Source organism: Clostridioides sp. ES-S-0054-01 (assembly GCA_021561035.1).
Classification (GTDB): Bacteria; Bacillota; Clostridia; order Peptostreptococcales; family Peptostreptococcaceae; genus Clostridioides.
In genome coordinates, this window is sequence record CP067346.1 from 3,265,227 (window position 1) to 3,285,019 (window position 19,793).

Genomic DNA, 19,793 nt, shown 5'->3' on the forward strand with positions numbered 1-19,793 from the left:
TAACTTAAAGGAGAATTAAATTATGAAATATTTAATAGATAGTGCGAATCTTGATGAGATTCAAAAGTGTTTAAGGTATGGGTTTAAAGGAATAACAGCTAATCCATCTATGTATCTTAAAGAAAATGTAAATTTTTATGAATTCATTGAAACATGTACTAATTTAAATCCAGAAATATTAACTGCTGAAGTTATAGGAAATAATTTATATGAATTACTTGAGTCTTGTGATAATATATCAAATATAAACAATAACATTATAATAAAAATAAATTTTTCTGAAATTGGCTTAGAACTTATAAACATATTGAATCGTAAAGGTGTAAAAACTGCATGTACTTTGATTTTCAATACAAATCAAGCATCATTGGCTGTAAACGCAGGTGCTGACTACCTATTCCCTTTTATAGGTAGAAATGATGAAAATGGGTACGATGGTATAAAAAATCTTACAGAAATATGTGACCTTATATCAATAAATGGATATAATACTAAGGTTGTTGCAGCTTCTATTAAAAATGTATTCCACTTAACTCAAGCATCTATTTGTGGATGTGATTATGCAGCTGTAACATATGATTTATTTAAAAAAGCTTCTTTTAACCAGCTTACAGTAGATGGGACTAAAACTTTTGAAAAAGATTGGTCTAAAGTTAATAAATAGCAACTAAGATTTAGGAGGGTTTGCATTGAACAAAAGATTATTAGATATTGCAGAATTATTACTAAATAGTTCAGACTATATTACTGTAGATACTATTGCCCAAGAATTAAATGTTAGTAATAAAACTATTCGTAATGACCTTGTTATTTTAGATGAATGGTTTTTAGAGTTTAATTTATCTCTAGATAAAAAAACAGGTTCAGGAGTTATTATTCTAGGTAATGAAGATATAAAACTTAAAGTTATTAGAGATATCAATGATAAATCAAATTGTATATATGCATATTCTCCTGAAGATAGAAAAAGATATATTCTGAGTAAATTATTCATTAAAAATTCGAAGTTTAGGATTCGTGACATTTGCAATGAACTACATGTTAGCAGAGCCACTGTGCATAAGGACTTGGTAGTTATTCAAAATTTTTTGCAAAACTTTAAAGTAACGCTAGTTAGAAAAACCAACAATGGTGTATATCTAGAAGGTAAAGAAAAAGATATTAGAAAAGCAGTTTTTGAACTTACTACTACTAATAAAAGTTATACTGAACTTAAAGAAATCTTATTCTCAACATCTGATAAATGTAATGACACTCCTTCAACAAAAATATTTAAGGAGTTATTCAACTATAATTTTGAGAAATTATCTAAAATCACTCTACACACTTTACAAGTAGAAAAAAGTAATCTTAGTGATGAGTATTATATAAATTTCTTAATACATATAGCTATATGTATTAAGAGAATTTCAATTAATAGATATATTAACTTATCTGAAAGTTTCTTTAGAGAATTATTAGAACATGAATGCTTTGAAAAATCAAAAACCTTATGCTCCAATCTAAGTGAAGCTTTTGATGTAGAATTTATTGATGAGGAAGTCTGTTATATCCTTCTTCATATAGAAGGATTACTTAAATCCATAAAGAAAACTACTACTCTTGAACCTCTTAGAAATGAAGAGATTACAGAGTATAATCTATCTGAAGCAATAGCTACTCATTGGGGAGATATACTAAATTTAAACTTAAAGGACGATTTAATATTAATAAAATCTCTTGCTAATCACCTTAAGTCAGTTCTACACCGAATAAACTATGGATTTACTATTACAAATCCCATATTAAATGATATAAAGAGAACATTCCCTTATACGTACAAGGCTGCTAAAGAGTCTAATACTGTTATTAAACAGTTGATGAATTATGAAGTTAATGAGGATGAAATAGGACATCTTGCTTTATATTTAATATCAGCAATAGATAGAAGCAAGTCTCCCCTAAATACTATTTTAATATGTCATTGCAGTGATGGTGTATCTAACTTACTAGTACAAAAATTAAGTTTTGAGTTTAATCAAATTAATATAGTTAAATCTATACCTCTATCTTCTATTTCATTTACAAACTTTGATGATGTGGATTTAATACTAACTACTGCTCCTGTAGACTTTGAACATCATGCTGAGCTGATAAATATAAATGCTCTTTTAAGTAAAAATGATATTTCTAGGCTTAGTACAATTATAAAAAAACTATATTCTGAAAAAAATAAAATATTATCTTATAAATAAGTAAAAAATGGGTTTGTCTCAACATTAGTATAATCCCCTTATAGTAGACATTTAAATAAAAGGCTATTATAATAGGTCTAAAAAGCGTATACTCTAAGGGGGTTTTTCTATGTCTAAAAAACACAAAAAATATAGCAAAGAACTTAAACTAAAAGCTGTAAACTTATATATAAAAGAAGGATACTCATCATACAAAATTGCTGAGATGCTGAATATAAGAAGCAAAACACAAGTTCAAAACTGGGTAAAAGATTATAAAAATAAAGGTAAAACTGCGTTTAATGATGAAACTAGGGGCAGATTTAAAAATATTAGTCTAGAAAATGATAATAGAAAATTTAAATCTGTTGAAGAAGAATTGAAGTACTTACGCATGGAGAATGAATTCTTAAAAAAGTTAAGTACCCTATTGGACAAGTCAAAGTAAGCGATAAATTTAAAACAATTAAACTTATGTCTAGGAAGTATAGTATTTCTAGTATGTGTAAGTTGATAGGTGTGTCAAGAAGCGGTTACTATAAATGGCTAAGTTATTCTAAAAAATCTTCCGATAGGGGTATCAAAGATAGAATTATTAAGGATTATATAATTGAAATACATAAAAAATATAGAGGAACTTACGGTAGAAAAAGAATTTGTACTTATTTAAATAAAATACTTGATAGCCCTATTAATCATAAGAGAGTATATAGGTTGATGAAAGAACTAGGTATTAAATCTATTATTAGAAAGAAAGTATATAGACGTAAGTTTAAATCATATGAGATATATGATAATATATTAAATCGTGAATTTAGAGCTAATCAACCATTAGAAAAAATTTGTATGGATATAACATACATACCTATCGGTAAAAAATTCTTATATATGAATGTAGCCAAAGATTTATTTAATGGTGAAATAGTGGCATATGAGATAAGTACAAAAATGGATACTAAATTAGTTAATAATACAGTAAATCAACTAATAAATATGAATTTAGCTAAAGATTGTATTTTACATACAGATCAAGGTTCACAATATACAAGTAGATCTTACTCTAAAAGGCTTAAGGATAATGGTATTATACAATCAATGTCCCGAAAGGGCAACTGCTGGGATAATGCTCCTATAGAAAGTTTTTTCAGTCATTTTAAATCTGAATTAATATATTTAATTGATACTACAGATCCAAAGAAAATGATTAGTCTAATAAATGATTATATTTATTTTTATAATAATGAAAGAATACAATTAAAAAACGGAATGAGTCCGATTGAATATCGAACTCATTGTGCGTAAAGATAGCCTTTTTTAAGTCTGTCTACTTGACAGGGACATATCCAACATAGAGATAAGCCTCTTTTTCATTGTTGAAATGATAAAAACATATTTGATTTCATACAAAAAAAGTGCCTCATGAACTAAAAAATTCATTTTGAGACACCTCCTTTTTTTATATTTAAACTTTATATTTAAACTTTTATATTTAAAGTAAGTTTTATTATTTTTATTGAGTACAAGTACTATTTATATTATTAGTTTCTTCAGTATTTTTATCAAACTTTGTAGTTACAAATCCTATTGTCTTTATTATGAGTAATAAAGATATTAATGAATATATAGATATCATAAAATTCTTACTTATTATTCCAGACGCGACTATTATAAATCCATCTAGCATAAATAATATAACTGGCAACTTCAGAAATTTAATTATCTTATTAATAAGCATTGCAACTAAATCAGTTCCACCAGTACTACAACCTCTTATTATGGCTATACCTATAGCAGTTCCCACCAATAATCCACCTATCACTCCTGCTACTAATAAGTTGTCAGTTATATGAATTTGTGGTATTACTTTTAAGAATAATGGCCCCATAAGAGTTATATATAATGTTTTTATTCCAAATCCCTTACCTAAAAATAATACTCCCATTACTAAAAGTGGCATAGATATTCCTAAAGATATATTCTCAACAGGTATTGATAAAAATGTACTAAGTACAACTGATAATCCTGTTATTCCTCCTGGAGCTAGTGTATGTTCTGCAAAGAAAAAATTAACTGCTAATGCCATTAAAAATGCTGATATTGTTATCAATAAATAGTCTTTTATCATTTCTTTTTTCATTTAATAACCTCCTACTTATATCTCGTGTATTATTTCAGTATAAAAAATAAATTAAATTAGTCTAACCTCCTATAATTTTTCATAAAAGAGATGCTTCCTTAAAACATTAAGAAAGCATCTCTTTTATTATAGTTTATTATCTTATTCTAAACCAAACTTTGTAGCTGCTTCATCTATAGCTTTTCTACACTTCTTAACACCTGCTGTTATGCCATCTTTATCCTTGAATATTGCTGAAGATAATATTACAACATCTGGATTACATTCTATTAATGGCTCCATATTGTCTGCTCTTAGTCCGCCATCTATTGCCAATTCACACTTAGGATTCTTTTCGTCTATCATTTTTCTGGCTCTTTTAACTAAATCAACTGCACTCTTTCTCCATCCCCAGTTATCTTTTCCATCAGTTTCATCAACACCATGAACGACTATTTGCAATCTATCTATATCATATATAGCTTCATCAACAAAGCATAGTGGCGTGTAACATCCAACTGTTAATCCTATTTTCATACCAAATTCTCTACAGTAATTTATTATGTATGCAAGAGGAGCTCCTAAGAAATGTTCAGCTGGTATTATCAACATGTTGCATCCTGCTGCTGCTATTTTTTCTATAAATAATCTATCGCAATCTCTTGTGTATATATGACATTCTATTGGTTTATCTGTTACTGGTCTTATTGCTTCTATTATTTGATGACCACCCATAAGTTGCATATTTTTCAAATCATGCATATCTGCTGCATCTGAATGCACGTAGTCTACACCTGCATCCATCGCTTCCTTAACTACGGCTGATATGTGACCGTAATTTACATGTGCCAATCCTGCTGCTATTTTTATGTGTTTCATATTTATGTACCTCCATATTTTTCTTTAATTAGCATTAAATATTAGTTTTTGATATTTCTTAATCTAGTACTACTTTTATTGTTGTACGTATTTCTTATATGAACTTACTCTGCTTTTATGAACTGTGAACTTATTTTGCTTTGTAAATTAATATTACACTGATATATTTTTTTTCACAACACTTTTACTACTCCTTAAAAGTACCTTTATATTGTGGCAAATTATAGACATTAATTATGTATAAAAAGTTAGTTTTTTACCACATTCTTATGGTATTTATTATCTATACTAGCTCAATTGATATAGCTAGTTCACTTAATATATAATCAGACTATAAATATAAATTTACTCAATAAAAAGTACCATTCATAACAATATTAATGAAAGGGAGATGTAAAATGAGAAACTGTATTATTGCCCAATCTGGAGGTCCTACAGCTGTTATCAATGCTTCTGCAATTGGTATTTATGAAAAAAATTTAGAAACTAAATACTTTGACAAAGTGTATTTTGGTATCAATGGGATTGAAGGTATATTAAATAAAAATATAGTAGATTCAGAATGCTTAAATAAGGAAGACGTACTAAATTTAAAACAAACCCCTTCTTCTGGTCTTGGTTCATGTAGATATAAGCTTGCTGATTATAAGATAAATTCTTATGATTATGATAGAGTTATAAATATACTATATGAATATGAAATAGATACATTATTTTACATAGGTGGAAATGACTCTATGGACACAGTCATGAAATTTTCCCAATACTGCAAAAACACTACTTGTAAAATAAAATTTATAGGAATTCCTAAAACAATAGATAATGATTTATTGGGAACTGACAACTGCCCTGGATTTGGTTCTGCTGCAAAGCTTATTTCTACACTAATAATGGAAACGTACTTAGATTTTTCTATATATAAAAATAACGGAATATTTATAGTAGAAACTATGGGTAGAGATACTGGATGGTTAGCAGCTTCTTCTTCACTAGCTAGACTCAACGATACCCCACTAGTTGATTTAATATACCTTCCAGAAATTGATTTCTATGAAGATAAGTTTATAGAAGATGTTAGAAAAATATTTAAAGAAAAAAATAAGGCTTATATAGTTGCATCAGAAGGTATAAGAGATAAAGACGGCAACTTTATATGTGAGCAAAAAACATCTGCTCACGATAAGTTTGGTCATTCTCAATTAGGCGGAGTAAGTAACTATTTAAAGAACCTTATAGTATCCTCATCAATCACAACAAGAGTAAAGACTTTAGAGCTCGGTGTAATACAAAGATGTGCTATACATCTAGCTTCAGAGACTGATTTAAAACAAGCATCTGAAGTTGGTGCATATGGACTAGAACTTTCTAAAAAAGGATATACAGGAGTTATGGCTACCATCAACAGAATAGGCAATACTCCTTATAAGTATGAAGTTAGTCATACTGATATTTCTAAAATAGCTAATAAGACAAAGTATTTTCCTAGAAAGTGGATAAATAAAGAATGTAATTATGTGACTGACGAAGCTCTAGATTACCTATATCCACTTATTCAAGGTAACCCAGATATTAAGTATAAAAATGGACTACCTTATTTTTCAACTCTTTACTAGGAAATTATTATAATTTGATATACACTAGGTTCCATTACTCTTAAGTACTTAAGTGGCTGTTAAATAAAATTATAAATTGTTATATGACAGTCACTTAATAGACTTTAATACTAATAAGATTTTCCGTAATAATGTCTCATACCCATTTTCATTTTGGATAGATTATAATTAGTTAGACAACAAATATTTTGTCATGATATTATTATATATAGTGATACAAATGAAAATACTTTTATCATGACTAGAAAAATAAAGATTAAGCAAAGGATTTAAAAACCAAATAACTTCAATTAAAATAAATAGTTAAAATAAATTCTAAATCAACGACATAAACAATAAAAGAACATAAAGTAGTTAAATCTACAATTATAAAATTAGTAAGATTATAATAACTTAAATCAAATTAAAGTTAATAAATACTACTCTATCTAAATAATTGTTTTTTTATAAAGAACTCTTTATTTTAATTGAATATGATTTTAACTAACACAATAGATTAATGTAATATTTAATATAAAATAACTATAATAATTGAAAAGGAAGTAATCTATGATGAAAATAGCAGTCATAACAACCGAATTTTTAAAAGAGTTTGTAGATAATTCTATAAAAAAGTTAAATATTAATGCAGAAATTGAAATATATATCTATAAAGATTTTTCTCATGTTGGAGATTTATATTTAGAAATAGAAGATAGGTTTGATGGATTTGCAGTTAGTGGTCCTATCCCCAAAAAAGCTATTACAAAAAAGGTTGGGACTATTAAAAAACCTTTAGTTGATTTTGGTACTGATTTACAAAGTTACTACGATATGTTTCTAAAACTTATCTTTAAATACAGTACATTAGATTTTTCTAGAGCATACTTTGACCTAATGGACTGGGCAGATAATCCAAAAGATATATCATATTATTTATCAAATGGCACATTTGGAGACTTAATGGATAGTATTGATGAAAATGCATCTAAAATGAGTTTATCTGATATAGCAGAACTCGAAAAAAATATTGCAAAAAAACATATTAATTTATGGAATGAAGGTAAAATTGATTTTTCTACTACTCGTTTCAGTAGTATTGTTCCTATGTTACAAGATGCAGGAGTAAATTTTCATTTCATATACCCTGACATAGATTTATTAAAAAGTACTTTTAACAACTTAATAAAAGATATTCATTTACATAGAATGAAGGGAAATCAACCAAGTGTAATATATATAACAGTTAAAGATACAAATTACAACGATTATACTTTAGACCAAGTTTATAAAATATTAAATAGCATAAAAAAAGATAAATTAACCGATTTTATAATTGAAAAAAATAGTAGCTCTTTTAAAATCTTCACTAAATGTGAAACTATTAAATCATTAACTAAAAATTTTACTACGTGTTATATAAAAGAATCTATTGAAAATAGTATAAATATTAAGGTATGTGTTGGATATGGAATTGGTAATGATATAAAACAAGCTATGTCTAGTGCCATAAGTGCTAATAAGGAATCTAAAATAAACCCTTTAAATTACAGTTTCTTAGTTAATGAAAATTATGAGACAATAGGCCCTTTATTATGTGATAAGTTACTTACTGTTTCAAATAAAGTAACTCCACACATAAATACAATCGCTAAAAATTCTAAATTGTCTACTCTTACTATTCAAAAGATTATATCCGTTACTGAAATTCTACAAAGAGATGAAGTTACTCCTAAGGAATTATCTTCATGTTTAAATGTAACAGTAAGAACTGCCAATAGATTTCTAAGTAGTCTCTTAAAGTCTGGAAATGCTACTATATTATATGAAAAACAAAACTCAACAAAAGGTAGACCTGAAAGGGTATACAAATTATTTATATCAGAAAATAAATATTAAAATCTAGAATACATAAAAATATTTTATCATCTGATGTAAAATAAAGTTATATATAATTTTTTAAAAGGTATATCTTAATATTTATTTTTTAAGATATACCTTTTGTGATATTTAACAATAATTTATGCTATTATCTATTAAAATTATTTTCTAACCATTTTACTGCACAATGAGCAAATAAAGCTGAACCGTAAACTAATCCCTCTTCATTAAAAACTGCCTTGGGATTGTGCATACCAAAATTATATCCCTGGCTAATACTTCCCATTCCAATCCATAAAAGTACTCCTGGTACCCTTAGTAAAATCTCTGAAAAATCTTCTGAACCCATTGCAGCTGGAAAGTCTATTACATTTTCATATCCTATAACCTCTTTAACATAAGATACAATCTCATCTCCTATGTCTAAATCATTTATAACTGCAGGAGTACCCATTTTAAACTCTATCTTAGCACTTCCTCCAAATGATTTAGCTATTCCCGTAGATATTTCAATAATCCTATTTTTTAATTTCTCTCTAACAGATTGGTTAAACGTTCTTAAAGTTCCTGACATAGATGCTTTATTTGGTATAGCATTTGGTACACTTCCTGCATTGAACATTCCAATAGTTAAAACTACAGGCTCTTTCTGAGGTTTTTCTCTTGAGAGTATAGTATTTAATGCTATTTGTATGTGTGACATTATATTTATTGGATCCACTCCAAATTCAGGGCTTGCTCCATGAGTTGCTTTTCCTTCTACTGTTATTTCAAATATATCTGCAGATGCCATAGCTGGACCACGTGAGTAAGCCACTTGACCTGTGTTAAGAAATTTGCCCACCATACTGTGAAATGCCATAGCTGCATCGACATGAGGATTTTCTAATATCCCATCAGCAATCATTGATTTTGCACCTCTAGTAGTCTCTTCATCTGGTTCAAATACAAACTTTACTCTACCTTTAAGTAAGTGCTTATTATCCATAAGTATTTTGGCTGCACCTAATAACATTGCTGTATGATTATCGTGTCCACAACTATGAGATGCACCTTTATTCTTACTTTTAAAAGGTAAATCCGTCTCCTCCATAATAGGCAGAGCATCCATATCAGCCCTTAACAATAATGTTTTTCCATCATTATTACTGTCCAAAACAGCTACTATTCCATTATTAGACGTTAATTTTGGAGAATATCCCATTTCTTTTAAAGTACTGGTAACAAATGCAACTGTTATTGGTAGATTGCAACCAGTTTCAGGATTTTCATGTAAATATCTTCTCCATTTAATAATCTCACCTTCTATTGACTTTGCTTCTCTAAAAAAATTTTTCATATCTCTTCCTCCTAATCGGATAGCCAGCAAAATCCCACTTTCTTTTGATAAGGAAACAATACTGGCATAAAAATTATAATTTAAACTTTATATCTCTTTTAAGGAGTCGGAATATCCTCTGGAATAGGGCATTTGTATGTTTTCCCATTCATAGATTTCTCAAATTCTTCTTTTGCTTTTTTAGCTATCTCTGGATTGTTTAATATTTTAGCTCCAAACATAGCCATAATTTTCGCTGCATATATCATACCTTTTTCTCCTATGGAACTTCCTGCACAAGATGTAAACTGCCAACTATGACCTGGTGCACCTAGATTTGTGCATCCTGTAAAAAAGTATGCTGTAGGGACTATATGCATTACATCTCCAATATCAGTAGAGCCATAACTATTAAAGTTTGTAACATTTCCTCCACCATAATATAGATGAGTTCCTTCTGGTAAATTATATTTACTTATCATAGCCTTATATTGTTGTGGGCTTTGTCTATCTAACTTAGCTGCAAAATCCAATTCCTCTTGAGTCCAAGGCTCTTGTTTAATCTCATCCATACATTCTGATACAAGATTTGCTAAAACATGATTGTTTAAAGTATTATAGCATCCTCCTAAAAACTCTACTTCAACCTCAGTTTCAGTCATCATTGCAGCTCCTTTTGCTACCTTTATAAGTCTTTCATATGTATTTTCTACAGCTTCTCTACTTAAAGCTCTTGTGTAATACCATACTGATGCTTTATCAGGAACTATGTTGGGTGCTACTCCTCCATCTGTAATTGTATAATGAATTCTTACATCAGAAGTAACATGCTCTCTCAAATAATTAGCTCCTACATTAGTAAGTTCTACGGCATCTAGTGCACTTCTTCCATTTTGAGGGTCTGAGCCTGCATGTGCAGTTTTTCCCTTAAAATGAAATTTTACAGAGTTAACAGCTGTTGAAATACCAATTGTAGCCTCACTAATTTTATTTGGATGAAAATTTATAGCCAAGTCTAAACCCTCAAACGCTCCACCTCTAGCCATAAATCCTTTACCTGTTAATTGCTCTTCTCCTGGACATGCATAAAATACTATAGTCCCACTTAAATTGTTTTCTATCATTTCTCTTTTAAGTCCTACTACCGCTCCTACATGTGCTGTACATAATAAATTATGTCCACATCCATGACCATAAGCTCCTAATTCAAATGCTTCTTGCTTTGTTGAAACTTTTTGATTTAAACCAGGTAATGCGTCAAATTCTCCCATAAAACCTATAACTGGTTTGCCTGAGCCAAAACTAGCCTTAATAGCTGTGGCTAAACCTCCTACACCTACTTCCACATCAAATCCTTCACTTCTTAGAAAATTTGCTGTATTTTCACACGCTTTAAATTCTTTAAATGATTTTTCAGGATTTTTCCATATTTTCTTACTCAAATCATCAAGTTTAAATCTTTTTTTATCTATCTCATTTATAGATATATTTCCTATCATTACCTCTACCCCCTATAAGTCTATTTCCTATCAACCAAATATAATTGGACCTATTATACTAGCAAATGCCACTGATGCAATAGTTACAGTAACAAATCCTCCTATAATCATCTTTGGTAACAAATAATCTGTTGCTCTTTGTTTTTCTTCTTCAGTTCCTTCCATAGCATCAATACCTTCATTAGAAATTATCTGTGTTGCTGGATAAGCAAGCATACAAGTTACACCAATTGCAGCTGACATTCTTGGAGAGTATCCCAATAGTTTTCCTACAATCGCAGTAAATAATATTATAAATACAGAACCTACAACAAGTATTCCTATAGTTGGAACAATCATTCCAAACAATGCTGTTGGAGTTACCTTAGCAAGTCCTCCAGGTAACATTAACATACAACCAAACATTATAATCCCATTAGATTGAGATTTATCTAAAATTCCTTTTTCTAAAAAACCTATTCTTGTAAAAATTAATCCTACTAACAAACATGCTATATTGGGATTTAAATAATAGTTTGCAGGAGTAAATCCTGGTATCAGAGTAGCTAATCCTACAAAATTACCAATCATAGCAACAAATGAAAGTTTTGCAAGATATACTAGAGTAGATGATTTTTTACCTGAATCTTCTTTAAAAATTCTCATACTTGGAAGCTTAAAATTACTTTTTGATTCATCTTTCAAAAAATCTCCACTATCTCTTTTAAATTTTAATTCTTTATTTATACAATATGTAGTTATTGGAATTCCAAAAAATTTTTGAAATGATAATACTAGAATTACAAATGCTGCAAGTTCAGGTCTATTTGCTGCTTCTGCAACAGTTGTTACAATAATACCAGCAACAGTAGAACCTGCTATTGGGGGAGCTGCTATTAAAGCATACTCTCTACCAAACAACATACTACCCACTGTTAAACAACCAACCCCTATTCCTACAATACCTACTAATGCAATTACAACCGTTTTCCATTCATGACATAAGTCTTCAAGATTTATAAGTGTTCCTAAATTAGTTATTAATAAAGCTATACCAAAGTTACTCATTGCAGCTAATATACCTGATGCTCCTGTAATGTCTTTTGGTAGAATATTTGTCCAAAATCCTAGTAAAAATATAATACATACAAATAGCAATGTTGAAATTGCACCTTTTGTTTTCTTAGATAAAAACTCACTAAAAGCATAAATCATTACACATACAGTAAAGCAAGTAAGTGGATTCCAAAAATTTTCCATTGTTGTTTCCTCCTAAATATAATAATTTTTTATCAATAAAACAATAATTATAAAATGTATATTCTGTAGTTATTCTTAACTACATGTGGTATAGCTTGATTTTTTTGGTGACATTTTATACGTCTCAAATTATTCCTAAAATAGCTAAATAAATATAACTAGAGTTAACGCTTTAAATATTAACCATAATTATTAATTTACTAGATTTCTTTTTAATTTTTACTTTCTACATTATTTTATAAATGCAGGATTATATTACAACTATATTAAATTTTAATATACATGTTGGAAGACTTATATTTATTTAAATATTAAATATAGAATGTATATTTTATAAACGTCTTAAATTATTCTCAAAATACTTAAAATAAAATAATAATACACCCATTAAATTAATATTATCAGAATACACTTAATTTTAAGTCTTCTCTATGTACAAACTTTATCTACTAGTGCCTCCCCTCATTTGTAAATTAGATTATTTCTAAGTGAATTTAGATATCTTATTCCCAGAAACTATTCCCAGAAACAAAAATCATTTATTATATTAAATCAATGATAAACTATACTTTAAAACTCTTTCTAGATAAGTATAACTTATCATATAATAACGTCTATACCTTTATCTTTATAGTAGTCCTAAATTATTCTTAAATTAACAATAAAAATAATTTTGCTACTTATAAAATCACTAGTTTTTATATTGTCGAACTATTCTTAACATAGATTATAATTTCAAACCTTTTCTTTGTCAATATATTCTGACATTTTTCCAGAAATTTTATAAATTTATATAGTGAGTAAATCATACTATTTTTATGTAATGAATAAATCATACTATGAATGTGTCTAAATATTTACTTAAGTATAGACATAAAAAATGTGCATTCTCCTTTGTATAATAATTTTAATTGTCATTACTTTTAGGAAGAATACACACTTTATTTTAAAAATCCTACACTTTATTTTAAATGCTTTGCTAGATACTAATTAGCATTAGTACCTAACTTTTATTTATCTTATTTCTGCCCTACTACCATATCCGTGGAGAAATCTAAAACTTCTCCATTCGTAGCTATTACATTTTTATACCAATAGAATGATTTTTTCTTAACTCTGTTCTTAGTACCATTTCCCATATCATCCTGATCTACATATATGAATCCATAACGTTTACTCATTTGAGATGTCGATGCACTAATAATATCTATACACCCCCAAGACGTATAACCCATACATTCAACACCTTCATCTATTGCTATAGCTATTTGTTCAAAATGATTTTTAAAATATTCTATTCTATAATCATCATTTATCGACCCATCATCTTCTACGGTATCATATGACCCTACACCATTTTCAACTATCCATAGTGGTTTTCTATAACGATCATATAAATCAATAAGTGCTATTCTTAACCCCTTAGAATCTATCTGCCATCCCCATTCACTGGTTGGTAAATATGGATTCTTAACCCCTGTTACTAAATTACCTCCAACTTTCTCTCTTTCTTCAGCATTTATGCTTTGAACCATTGACATATAATAACTAAAGGCTACAAAATCTGCTGTATATTGCTTTAATATATCTTCATCCCCTTCAAGCATTTTCACCTTTATATTATTTTTCTCCCAATATCTTTTAATATGGATAGGATACTCTCCAAATACTTGTACATCACTATACATAGAATTATTTCTATTGTCTCTTTGAGCTAATATTACATCATCTGGATTACATGTTTCTGCATAAGTTAAAGTTTTAGTAACCATACATCCAACTTTGGAATCTTCTATTATCTCATGACAATATTTTGTAGCTAATGAAGCTGCTACAAATTGGTGATGCAGTGCTTGGTATATTGCTTCTTCTGTTTCTCTTTTACTTTTATACTTTTCTTCTAACACCCCTACTGTAGTAAATGCATGACGAAATACACTATCTATTTCATTGAAAGTTAACCAGTATTTTACTAAGCCTTTGTATCTTTTAAAACATACTTTTGAATATTTTACAAACATATCTACAACTTCTCTGGATATCCACCCATTATAATTATTTACTAAATATATTGGCATTTCATAGTGTGATAGTGTAACTAATGGCTCTATATCATTTGCTCTTAACTCTTTAAATAAATCTTCGTAAAATTGGAGCCCTTTTTCATTTGGTTTTTCTTCTATACCCTTTGGGAATATCCTAGTCCAAGCTATTGAAACTCTTAATGTTTTAAATCCCATTTCTTTAAATAGTGCTATATCTTCTCTATATCTATTATAAAAATCTATACCTCTTCTTTTAGGATAATAAGTATCTTCTTCTGTATTCATAGCTTCTTCCAAATCCTTGATTCCCACATGCCATTGACTTTTATAGTCTTTTATATCTATGTTAGGCTTGTACTTAGCTACATCAGCTACTGACATTCCTTTTCCATCAACATTCCAAGCTCCTTCTGCTTGATTTGCAGATATTGCTCCTCCCCATAAAAAATTCTTTTGAAAACCCATTTTATACCTCCTCTAAGACCTCTTTTGATATATTACTTACAACTTCATACTGACCACTTGTTACTATTATCATGGTAGTTGTGTCATAGCCTTTTCTTTTTATCTTTTCTATATCAAATTTAATTAACTCTTGACCTTTTTTCACTCTATCGCCCTGTCTTACCAAAAGTTCAAATCCTTCACCATTCATTTCAACAGTATTTATACCTACATGAACTAATATTTCAGTATCATCATCAAATCTCATTCCTATTGCATGACCAGTTGGAAAAGCAACTTCTATAGTTCCATCTTCTGGAGCTTTTATTATCCCTTTTGAAGGTATTACTGCTATACCATCTCCCATAGATTTACTTGCAAATACAGAATCATTTACTTCTTCAAGGTTTACTAATGTACCTTCAATACAAACTGGTAATTCTATATCATTACTTAATTGTACTTTATTTTCTTTTTCTACTACTTCTTCCTCAAAACCCAATATATAAGTTAAAATTGCAGATAAAAAGAATGACATTGCTATACCTATTATGTATATAACAAATGTATCTCCAAAGAAGGCAGGTAGAGTAGTAAGTGCTGGGAATACATATACTATTGCCTTTGTTTTAAATAATCCCATAAATGCTCCTGCTATACCTCCAGCTATTACTTGTGCTATTAATGGTTTTTTGTATTTTACACTTAACCCATATACTATAGGCTCTGTTATACCACCTAATAATGCTGGTATCATAGTTGATACTGCAAATGTTTTTGTTTCTTTATTTCTAGAACGAAAAAATATTCCTAGTGCTACACCTGCACTAGCAAAAGTTGCTGCTGCTATCATAGGTCTTATAACATCATATCCTAAATTTGCTATATTATTTATCATTATAGGAACTACTCCCCAGTGAATTCCCATCATTACTAAAAATGTCCACCCTGCTCCTACAATAGCACCTGCTAAAAGACCACTCTTATCACTTAAGAAATTTATTATATCTCCCATTCCATTTCCTAATATAACCCCAACTGGACCTATCACCATAGATGATAATGATACCATTATTAATAAAGCAACCATAGATAAAGTGAATATCTCTATACTATTTGGTATAAATCTCTTTAATAATTTTTCTATATAACTATAAATGTAAATGGTAAGGATTGCTGGTATAACTGTTCCTGAGTATCCCATAAGTACAACTGGTATCCCAAAGAAACTAACTACATCTCCTGTGTTTTGCATAAGCCCTGTAAAATTTGGCTCCAGTAAAGCTCCAACTATAGCAACAGATATAAATGCATTACAATTAAATGTTTTTGCTGAACTATATGCTAAAAATAATGGTAAATAGTAAAATACACTATTTCCTGTAGCGCTTAAAATACTATAAGTACTTGACTCTGTACTCATGAAGTTATATGTCGTCAATATTACAAGCAGTGCTTTAATCATACCTGCACCTGCAAGTGCTATAATTATTGGATTAAATATTGATGACATTACATTAAACATACGTGTAAGTACATTTCCTGTATTTTCTTCACCTTTATCATTGTTATTTTCTTTTTCACTCCTTATTTCAGGATATATATTCAATATAGTATTAAATATATCTGATACATTATTCCCTACAACAACTTGAAATTGTCCATTTCCCTCTACAACTGTTAATACATCACTTATTTTTTTAATAACCTCTTTATTTGCCAGAGATTCATCTTTAAGTTTGAATCTTAACCTTGTAACACAATGAAATAATGAGTTTACATTTTCAACTCCCCCAACTTCTTTAACAATTTTTTTTGCTAAATCTCGGTAGTCTTTTTTAGCCATATGATTCTCCCCTTTCACAATCCTTTCTGGACATCGTTTTCATTCTTGTAATTGAATTATATCATCATACTTTTTTTACCTTATAATTTTCGATTTTTGGAAACTTTATGATTATAAATAAAAAAACGTGGTATAATATTTAGGTCACCACGTTTTTTTGCTATTTATTAGTTCTTTGTATCTAGATACAATAATATCTGTAATTACCTGATATATTATAGGATGTGTTTGAACACTTGACTTATGCCCAAAACAGATACATAAATCAACATATGGGCTTTTTTCTAGTTCTTTATTTGATGTAATTGCAACAATTTTAGCTTTTGTTTGTTTAAAAACTCCCTTATTTATATTCCCTCCTATCAACTGATATTTCTTTATATAATCACCAGAATTTGTGAATATAATTATTAGAGTATCCTCTTTTGCATTTCTGATAAATTCATGTTGTTTTATATCATCCAATCTAGAAAAAATATATTTATTGTTATAAGCTAATTTAGTTTGAAAATCTATAGCTGCAGACTGAGAATAAAGCACACCAAATGCTGCAATGCTTTCATACTTGATTAAATCTTTAGCTAGTTCATCTATTTTATTATATTGAATATTTAACTTTAAATCTTCTAAATCTTTCATTATTGTATTTATATAATCTTCAACACTATGACCATCAAGATACCCTAGTATATTATCATTATAATTTAATACATTTTGATTTTTATTACTTTTATATCCAGCTGCCGATTTTAAATCGGAAAAATCTTCAAATCCAACATATCTTGTAAATTTTGATATTGTTGACTTTGAAACAAAACATAATTCTGCTACTTCTGATATTGTCATATCTTTAATTTTGTCATAATTACATATTAAAATATTTGCTATATGATAGTATGTAGATTCAGTTTTTCCATTATTTAAAATATTTAGCAACCTATTTAGTAGTACTCCCATTTATAAACCACCACCTTCAAATAAATCTTAAAATGATAGTTTATATTATACTTTGTTTATATTTGTAGATAAAATCATTTTTAAACATCTACTTCAATATATTTTTTAATACTTCTTTTTCTAAATATAAAAAATATTCCTTATCATTTGTATAGCAATATTTAAAATTCTAATTATCACCATTTATTATAGTTTAAATAATTATAGAATTAGACACTTTTACTATACATAAAAAATGTGTACCTCCAATAGTAGTAATTAGACTTAACTTCTTTATTACCACCATTTTTAGGAGAGTACACATTTTATTTTATATATCTAATGAATTTAAATTATCTCCATTAGATTTTATCACTTCTTTGTACCAATTAAATGACTTTTTCTTATATCTCTTAAAACTACCTTCACCTTCATCATCTAAGTCAACATATACAAATCCATATCTTTTACTCATCTGACCTGTAGTTGCACTAACTAAGTCAATTGGTCCCCACATTAAATATCCAAAACATTCAACATTATCATCTTCAATTGCAGACTTCATTTGAGACAGATGCTTACTTAAATACTCAATTCTATAATCATCATTTATAGTTCCATCTTCTTCAACTTTATCATACGCCCCTAACCCATTTTCTGTAATTAAGATAGGCAACTGATACTTTCTATAAATATAGTTTAAAGTAAATCTTAAACCTATAGGGTCTATTGCCCATCCCCACTTACTTTGTTCCAAATATGGATTTTGAATTCCCCCAAATAAAGATTTATCACCTGATAAATTTTCTTTTGGAGTAGACACACTTGAAAAATAATAATTAAGCCCTATAAAATCTAATCTACCTTCTTCAAATGCTTTTTTATCTTCATCAGTCACTTCAATATTTATATTATTTTTTTCATATTCTCTTAATTTATATTGAGGAAACTTTCCATTACACATTGCATCAATTTGATAATAGTCACGGTCATTATCTAAAAATGCATTTAACACATTACTAGGATTACAATTATATGGATAAATTGGATTTAGTCCAAACACACATCCAACTTTATTATTTACATTGATTTCTCTAGCCAACTTTGCAACCTTTACACCTGCCAAAGTCATATTGTACCCTATATTTGCCAATGTTTGAGCCTTATTTTCTATCTCACTATACTTAATACCTGCTATCATATAAGTAAAAATATCCGAGTGCTCTGTTTGAGGGTCAATATGGTTCATCTCATTAAATGTAACCCAGTACTTTACCTTGCCATCAAACCTTCTCATTACAGTCTCACTGTACTTTAAATACAAATCTATAAGCTTTCTATTATTCCATGAGCCATATTTATGTACTAGCTTCATAGGTAATTCAAAATGATATAGTGTTACAATAGGTTCTATATTATTTTCTATTAAAGTGTCTATTAAGCCTTCATAGTATTTAATCCCTAATTCATTAGGATTTTCATCATCCCCATTTGGAAAAATTCTTGACCAATCTATAGATATTCTTAATGCACTAAATCCAATTTCTTTAAATAGGGCTATATCTTCTTTATATCTATTATAAAAATCTATTCCATTATGAGATGGATAATCTAATTTTTCGTCTATTTTATCAGTAATTACTCTCGGTGTTTCATAAGAGCCTTTAGTTACAAAATCCATAATTGCAGGTCCTTTGTTATCAACATCCCATGAACCTTCACATTGATGAGCTGCAATACTTCCTCCCCAGAAAAATGTATCTTTAAAATTCATGAATTTCTCCT

At 28.5% G+C, this 19,793-nt stretch carries 15 protein-coding genes; 6 read left to right on the top strand and 9 right to left on the bottom strand.

Annotation, left to right across the window (positions count from 1 at the left end; translation table 11 throughout):
• The first annotated feature begins 22 nt into the window (after positions 1–22).
• The 4 genes from JJC02_15000 to JJC02_15015 all read left to right on the top strand — a co-directional run bounded on the left by JJC02_15000 (position 23) and on the right by JJC02_15015 (position 3,515).
• Positions 23–664, top strand: coding sequence for an aldolase (locus JJC02_15000; GenBank protein ID UDN54185.1), 642 nt, complete (start codon positions 23–25; stop codon positions 662–664).
• Positions 665–689: 25 nt separating this feature from the next.
• Complete coding sequence (locus JJC02_15005) at positions 690–2,234, top strand: transcription antiterminator (GenBank protein UDN54186.1); 1,545 nt, start codon at positions 690–692, stop codon at positions 2,232–2,234.
• Positions 2,235–2,343: 109 nt separating this feature from the next.
• Complete coding sequence (locus tag JJC02_15010; protein UDN54187.1) at positions 2,344–2,661, top strand: transposase; 318 nt, start codon at positions 2,344–2,346, stop codon at positions 2,659–2,661.
• Positions 2,619–3,515, top strand: coding sequence for an IS3 family transposase (locus JJC02_15015; GenBank protein ID UDN56435.1), 897 nt, complete (start codon positions 2,619–2,621; stop codon positions 3,513–3,515). Before JJC02_15010 ends, JJC02_15015 begins: the two co-directional genes overlap by 43 nt.
• A 208-nt stretch (positions 3,516–3,723) precedes the next feature.
• On the opposite strand, the gene JJC02_15020 is transcribed toward JJC02_15015, so the two are convergent.
• The gene (locus tag JJC02_15020) at positions 3,724–4,350 is read right to left on the bottom strand and encodes a YitT family protein (protein UDN54188.1); all 627 of its coding nucleotides are present in this window, start codon (positions 4,348–4,350) and stop codon (positions 3,724–3,726) included.
• Between the two features lie 141 nt (positions 4,351–4,491).
• A complete protein-coding gene (locus JJC02_15025) occupies positions 4,492–5,208 on the bottom strand; it encodes a pentose-5-phosphate 3-epimerase (protein UDN54189.1) in 717 nt (238 codons plus the stop codon).
• 398 nt (positions 5,209–5,606) lie between these two features.
• Here JJC02_15025 and JJC02_15030 point away from each other — a divergent pair, with 398 nt between their 5' ends.
• Complete coding sequence (locus JJC02_15030; GenBank protein ID UDN54190.1) at positions 5,607–6,821, top strand: 6-phosphofructokinase; 1,215 nt, start codon at positions 5,607–5,609, stop codon at positions 6,819–6,821.
• Positions 6,822–7,370: 549 nt separating this feature from the next.
• Entirely contained in the window at positions 7,371–8,699 is a 1,329-nt protein-coding gene (locus JJC02_15035) for a hypothetical protein (protein UDN54191.1), read from the top strand.
• A gap of 130 nt (positions 8,700–8,829) precedes the next feature.
• On the opposite strand, the gene JJC02_15040 is transcribed toward JJC02_15035, so the two are convergent.
• The 7 genes from JJC02_15040 to JJC02_15070 all read right to left on the bottom strand — a co-directional run bounded on the left by JJC02_15040 (position 8,830) and on the right by JJC02_15070 (position 19,782).
• The gene (locus JJC02_15040; protein UDN54192.1) at positions 8,830–10,020 is read right to left on the bottom strand and encodes an amidohydrolase; all 1,191 of its coding nucleotides are present in this window, start codon (positions 10,018–10,020) and stop codon (positions 8,830–8,832) included.
• Between the two features lie 98 nt (positions 10,021–10,118).
• Positions 10,119–11,498, bottom strand: coding sequence for an amidohydrolase (locus JJC02_15045; protein UDN54193.1), 1,380 nt, complete (start codon positions 11,496–11,498; stop codon positions 10,119–10,121).
• A 30-nt stretch (positions 11,499–11,528) separates the two neighbouring features.
• Positions 11,529–12,737, bottom strand: coding sequence for a hypothetical protein (locus JJC02_15050; protein ID UDN54194.1), 1,209 nt, complete (start codon positions 12,735–12,737; stop codon positions 11,529–11,531).
• 1,019 nt (positions 12,738–13,756) lie between these two features.
• A complete protein-coding gene (locus tag JJC02_15055) occupies positions 13,757–15,247 on the bottom strand; it encodes a glycoside hydrolase family 1 protein (GenBank protein UDN54195.1) in 1,491 nt (496 codons plus the stop codon).
• A 1-nt stretch (position 15,248) separates the two neighbouring features.
• Positions 15,249–17,072 (bottom strand): PTS glucose transporter subunit IIA, encoded by a 1,824-nt coding sequence (locus JJC02_15060; protein ID UDN54196.1) that lies wholly within the window; start codon positions 17,070–17,072, stop codon positions 15,249–15,251.
• A gap of 144 nt (positions 17,073–17,216) precedes the next feature.
• On the bottom strand, positions 17,217–18,029 hold the full coding sequence (locus tag JJC02_15065) for a MurR/RpiR family transcriptional regulator (protein UDN54197.1): 813 nt from the start codon (positions 18,027–18,029) through the stop codon (positions 17,217–17,219).
• A gap of 310 nt (positions 18,030–18,339) precedes the next feature.
• The gene (locus JJC02_15070) at positions 18,340–19,782 is read right to left on the bottom strand and encodes a family 1 glycosylhydrolase (GenBank protein ID UDN54198.1); all 1,443 of its coding nucleotides are present in this window, start codon (positions 19,780–19,782) and stop codon (positions 18,340–18,342) included.
• Positions 19,783–19,793 lie beyond the last annotated feature (11 nt).

What these genes read in the sequence shown, in the direction of transcription:
- JJC02_15000 (UDN54185.1), top strand. Translation starts at nt 23, where the DNA reads ATGAAATATTTAATAGATAGTGCGAATCTTGATGAGATTCAAAAGTGT.
- JJC02_15010 (UDN54187.1), top strand. Translation starts at nt 2,344, where the DNA reads ATGTCTAAAAAACACAAAAAATATAGCAAAGAACTTAAACTAAAAGCT.
- JJC02_15020 (UDN54188.1), bottom strand. Translation starts at nt 4,350, where the DNA reads ATGAAAAAAGAAATGATAAAAGACTATTTATTGATAACAATATCAGCA.
- JJC02_15025 (UDN54189.1), bottom strand. Translation starts at nt 5,208, where the DNA reads ATGAAACACATAAAAATAGCAGCAGGATTGGCACATGTAAATTACGGT.
- JJC02_15030 (UDN54190.1), top strand. Translation starts at nt 5,607, where the DNA reads ATGAGAAACTGTATTATTGCCCAATCTGGAGGTCCTACAGCTGTTATC.
- JJC02_15035 (UDN54191.1), top strand. Translation starts at nt 7,371, where the DNA reads ATGATGAAAATAGCAGTCATAACAACCGAATTTTTAAAAGAGTTTGTA.
- JJC02_15040 (UDN54192.1), bottom strand. Translation starts at nt 10,020, where the DNA reads ATGAAAAATTTTTTTAGAGAAGCAAAGTCAATAGAAGGTGAGATTATT.
- JJC02_15045 (UDN54193.1), bottom strand. Translation starts at nt 11,498, where the DNA reads ATGATAGGAAATATATCTATAAATGAGATAGATAAAAAAAGATTTAAA.
- JJC02_15050 (UDN54194.1), bottom strand. Translation starts at nt 12,737, where the DNA reads ATGGAAAATTTTTGGAATCCACTTACTTGCTTTACTGTATGTGTAATG.
- JJC02_15055 (UDN54195.1), bottom strand. Translation starts at nt 15,247, where the DNA reads ATGGGTTTTCAAAAGAATTTTTTATGGGGAGGAGCAATATCTGCAAAT.
- JJC02_15060 (UDN54196.1), bottom strand. Translation starts at nt 17,072, where the DNA reads ATGGCTAAAAAAGACTACCGAGATTTAGCAAAAAAAATTGTTAAAGAA.
- JJC02_15065 (UDN54197.1), bottom strand. Translation starts at nt 18,029, where the DNA reads ATGGGAGTACTACTAAATAGGTTGCTAAATATTTTAAATAATGGAAAA.
- JJC02_15070 (UDN54198.1), bottom strand. Translation starts at nt 19,782, where the DNA reads ATGAATTTTAAAGATACATTTTTCTGGGGAGGAAGTATTGCAGCTCAT.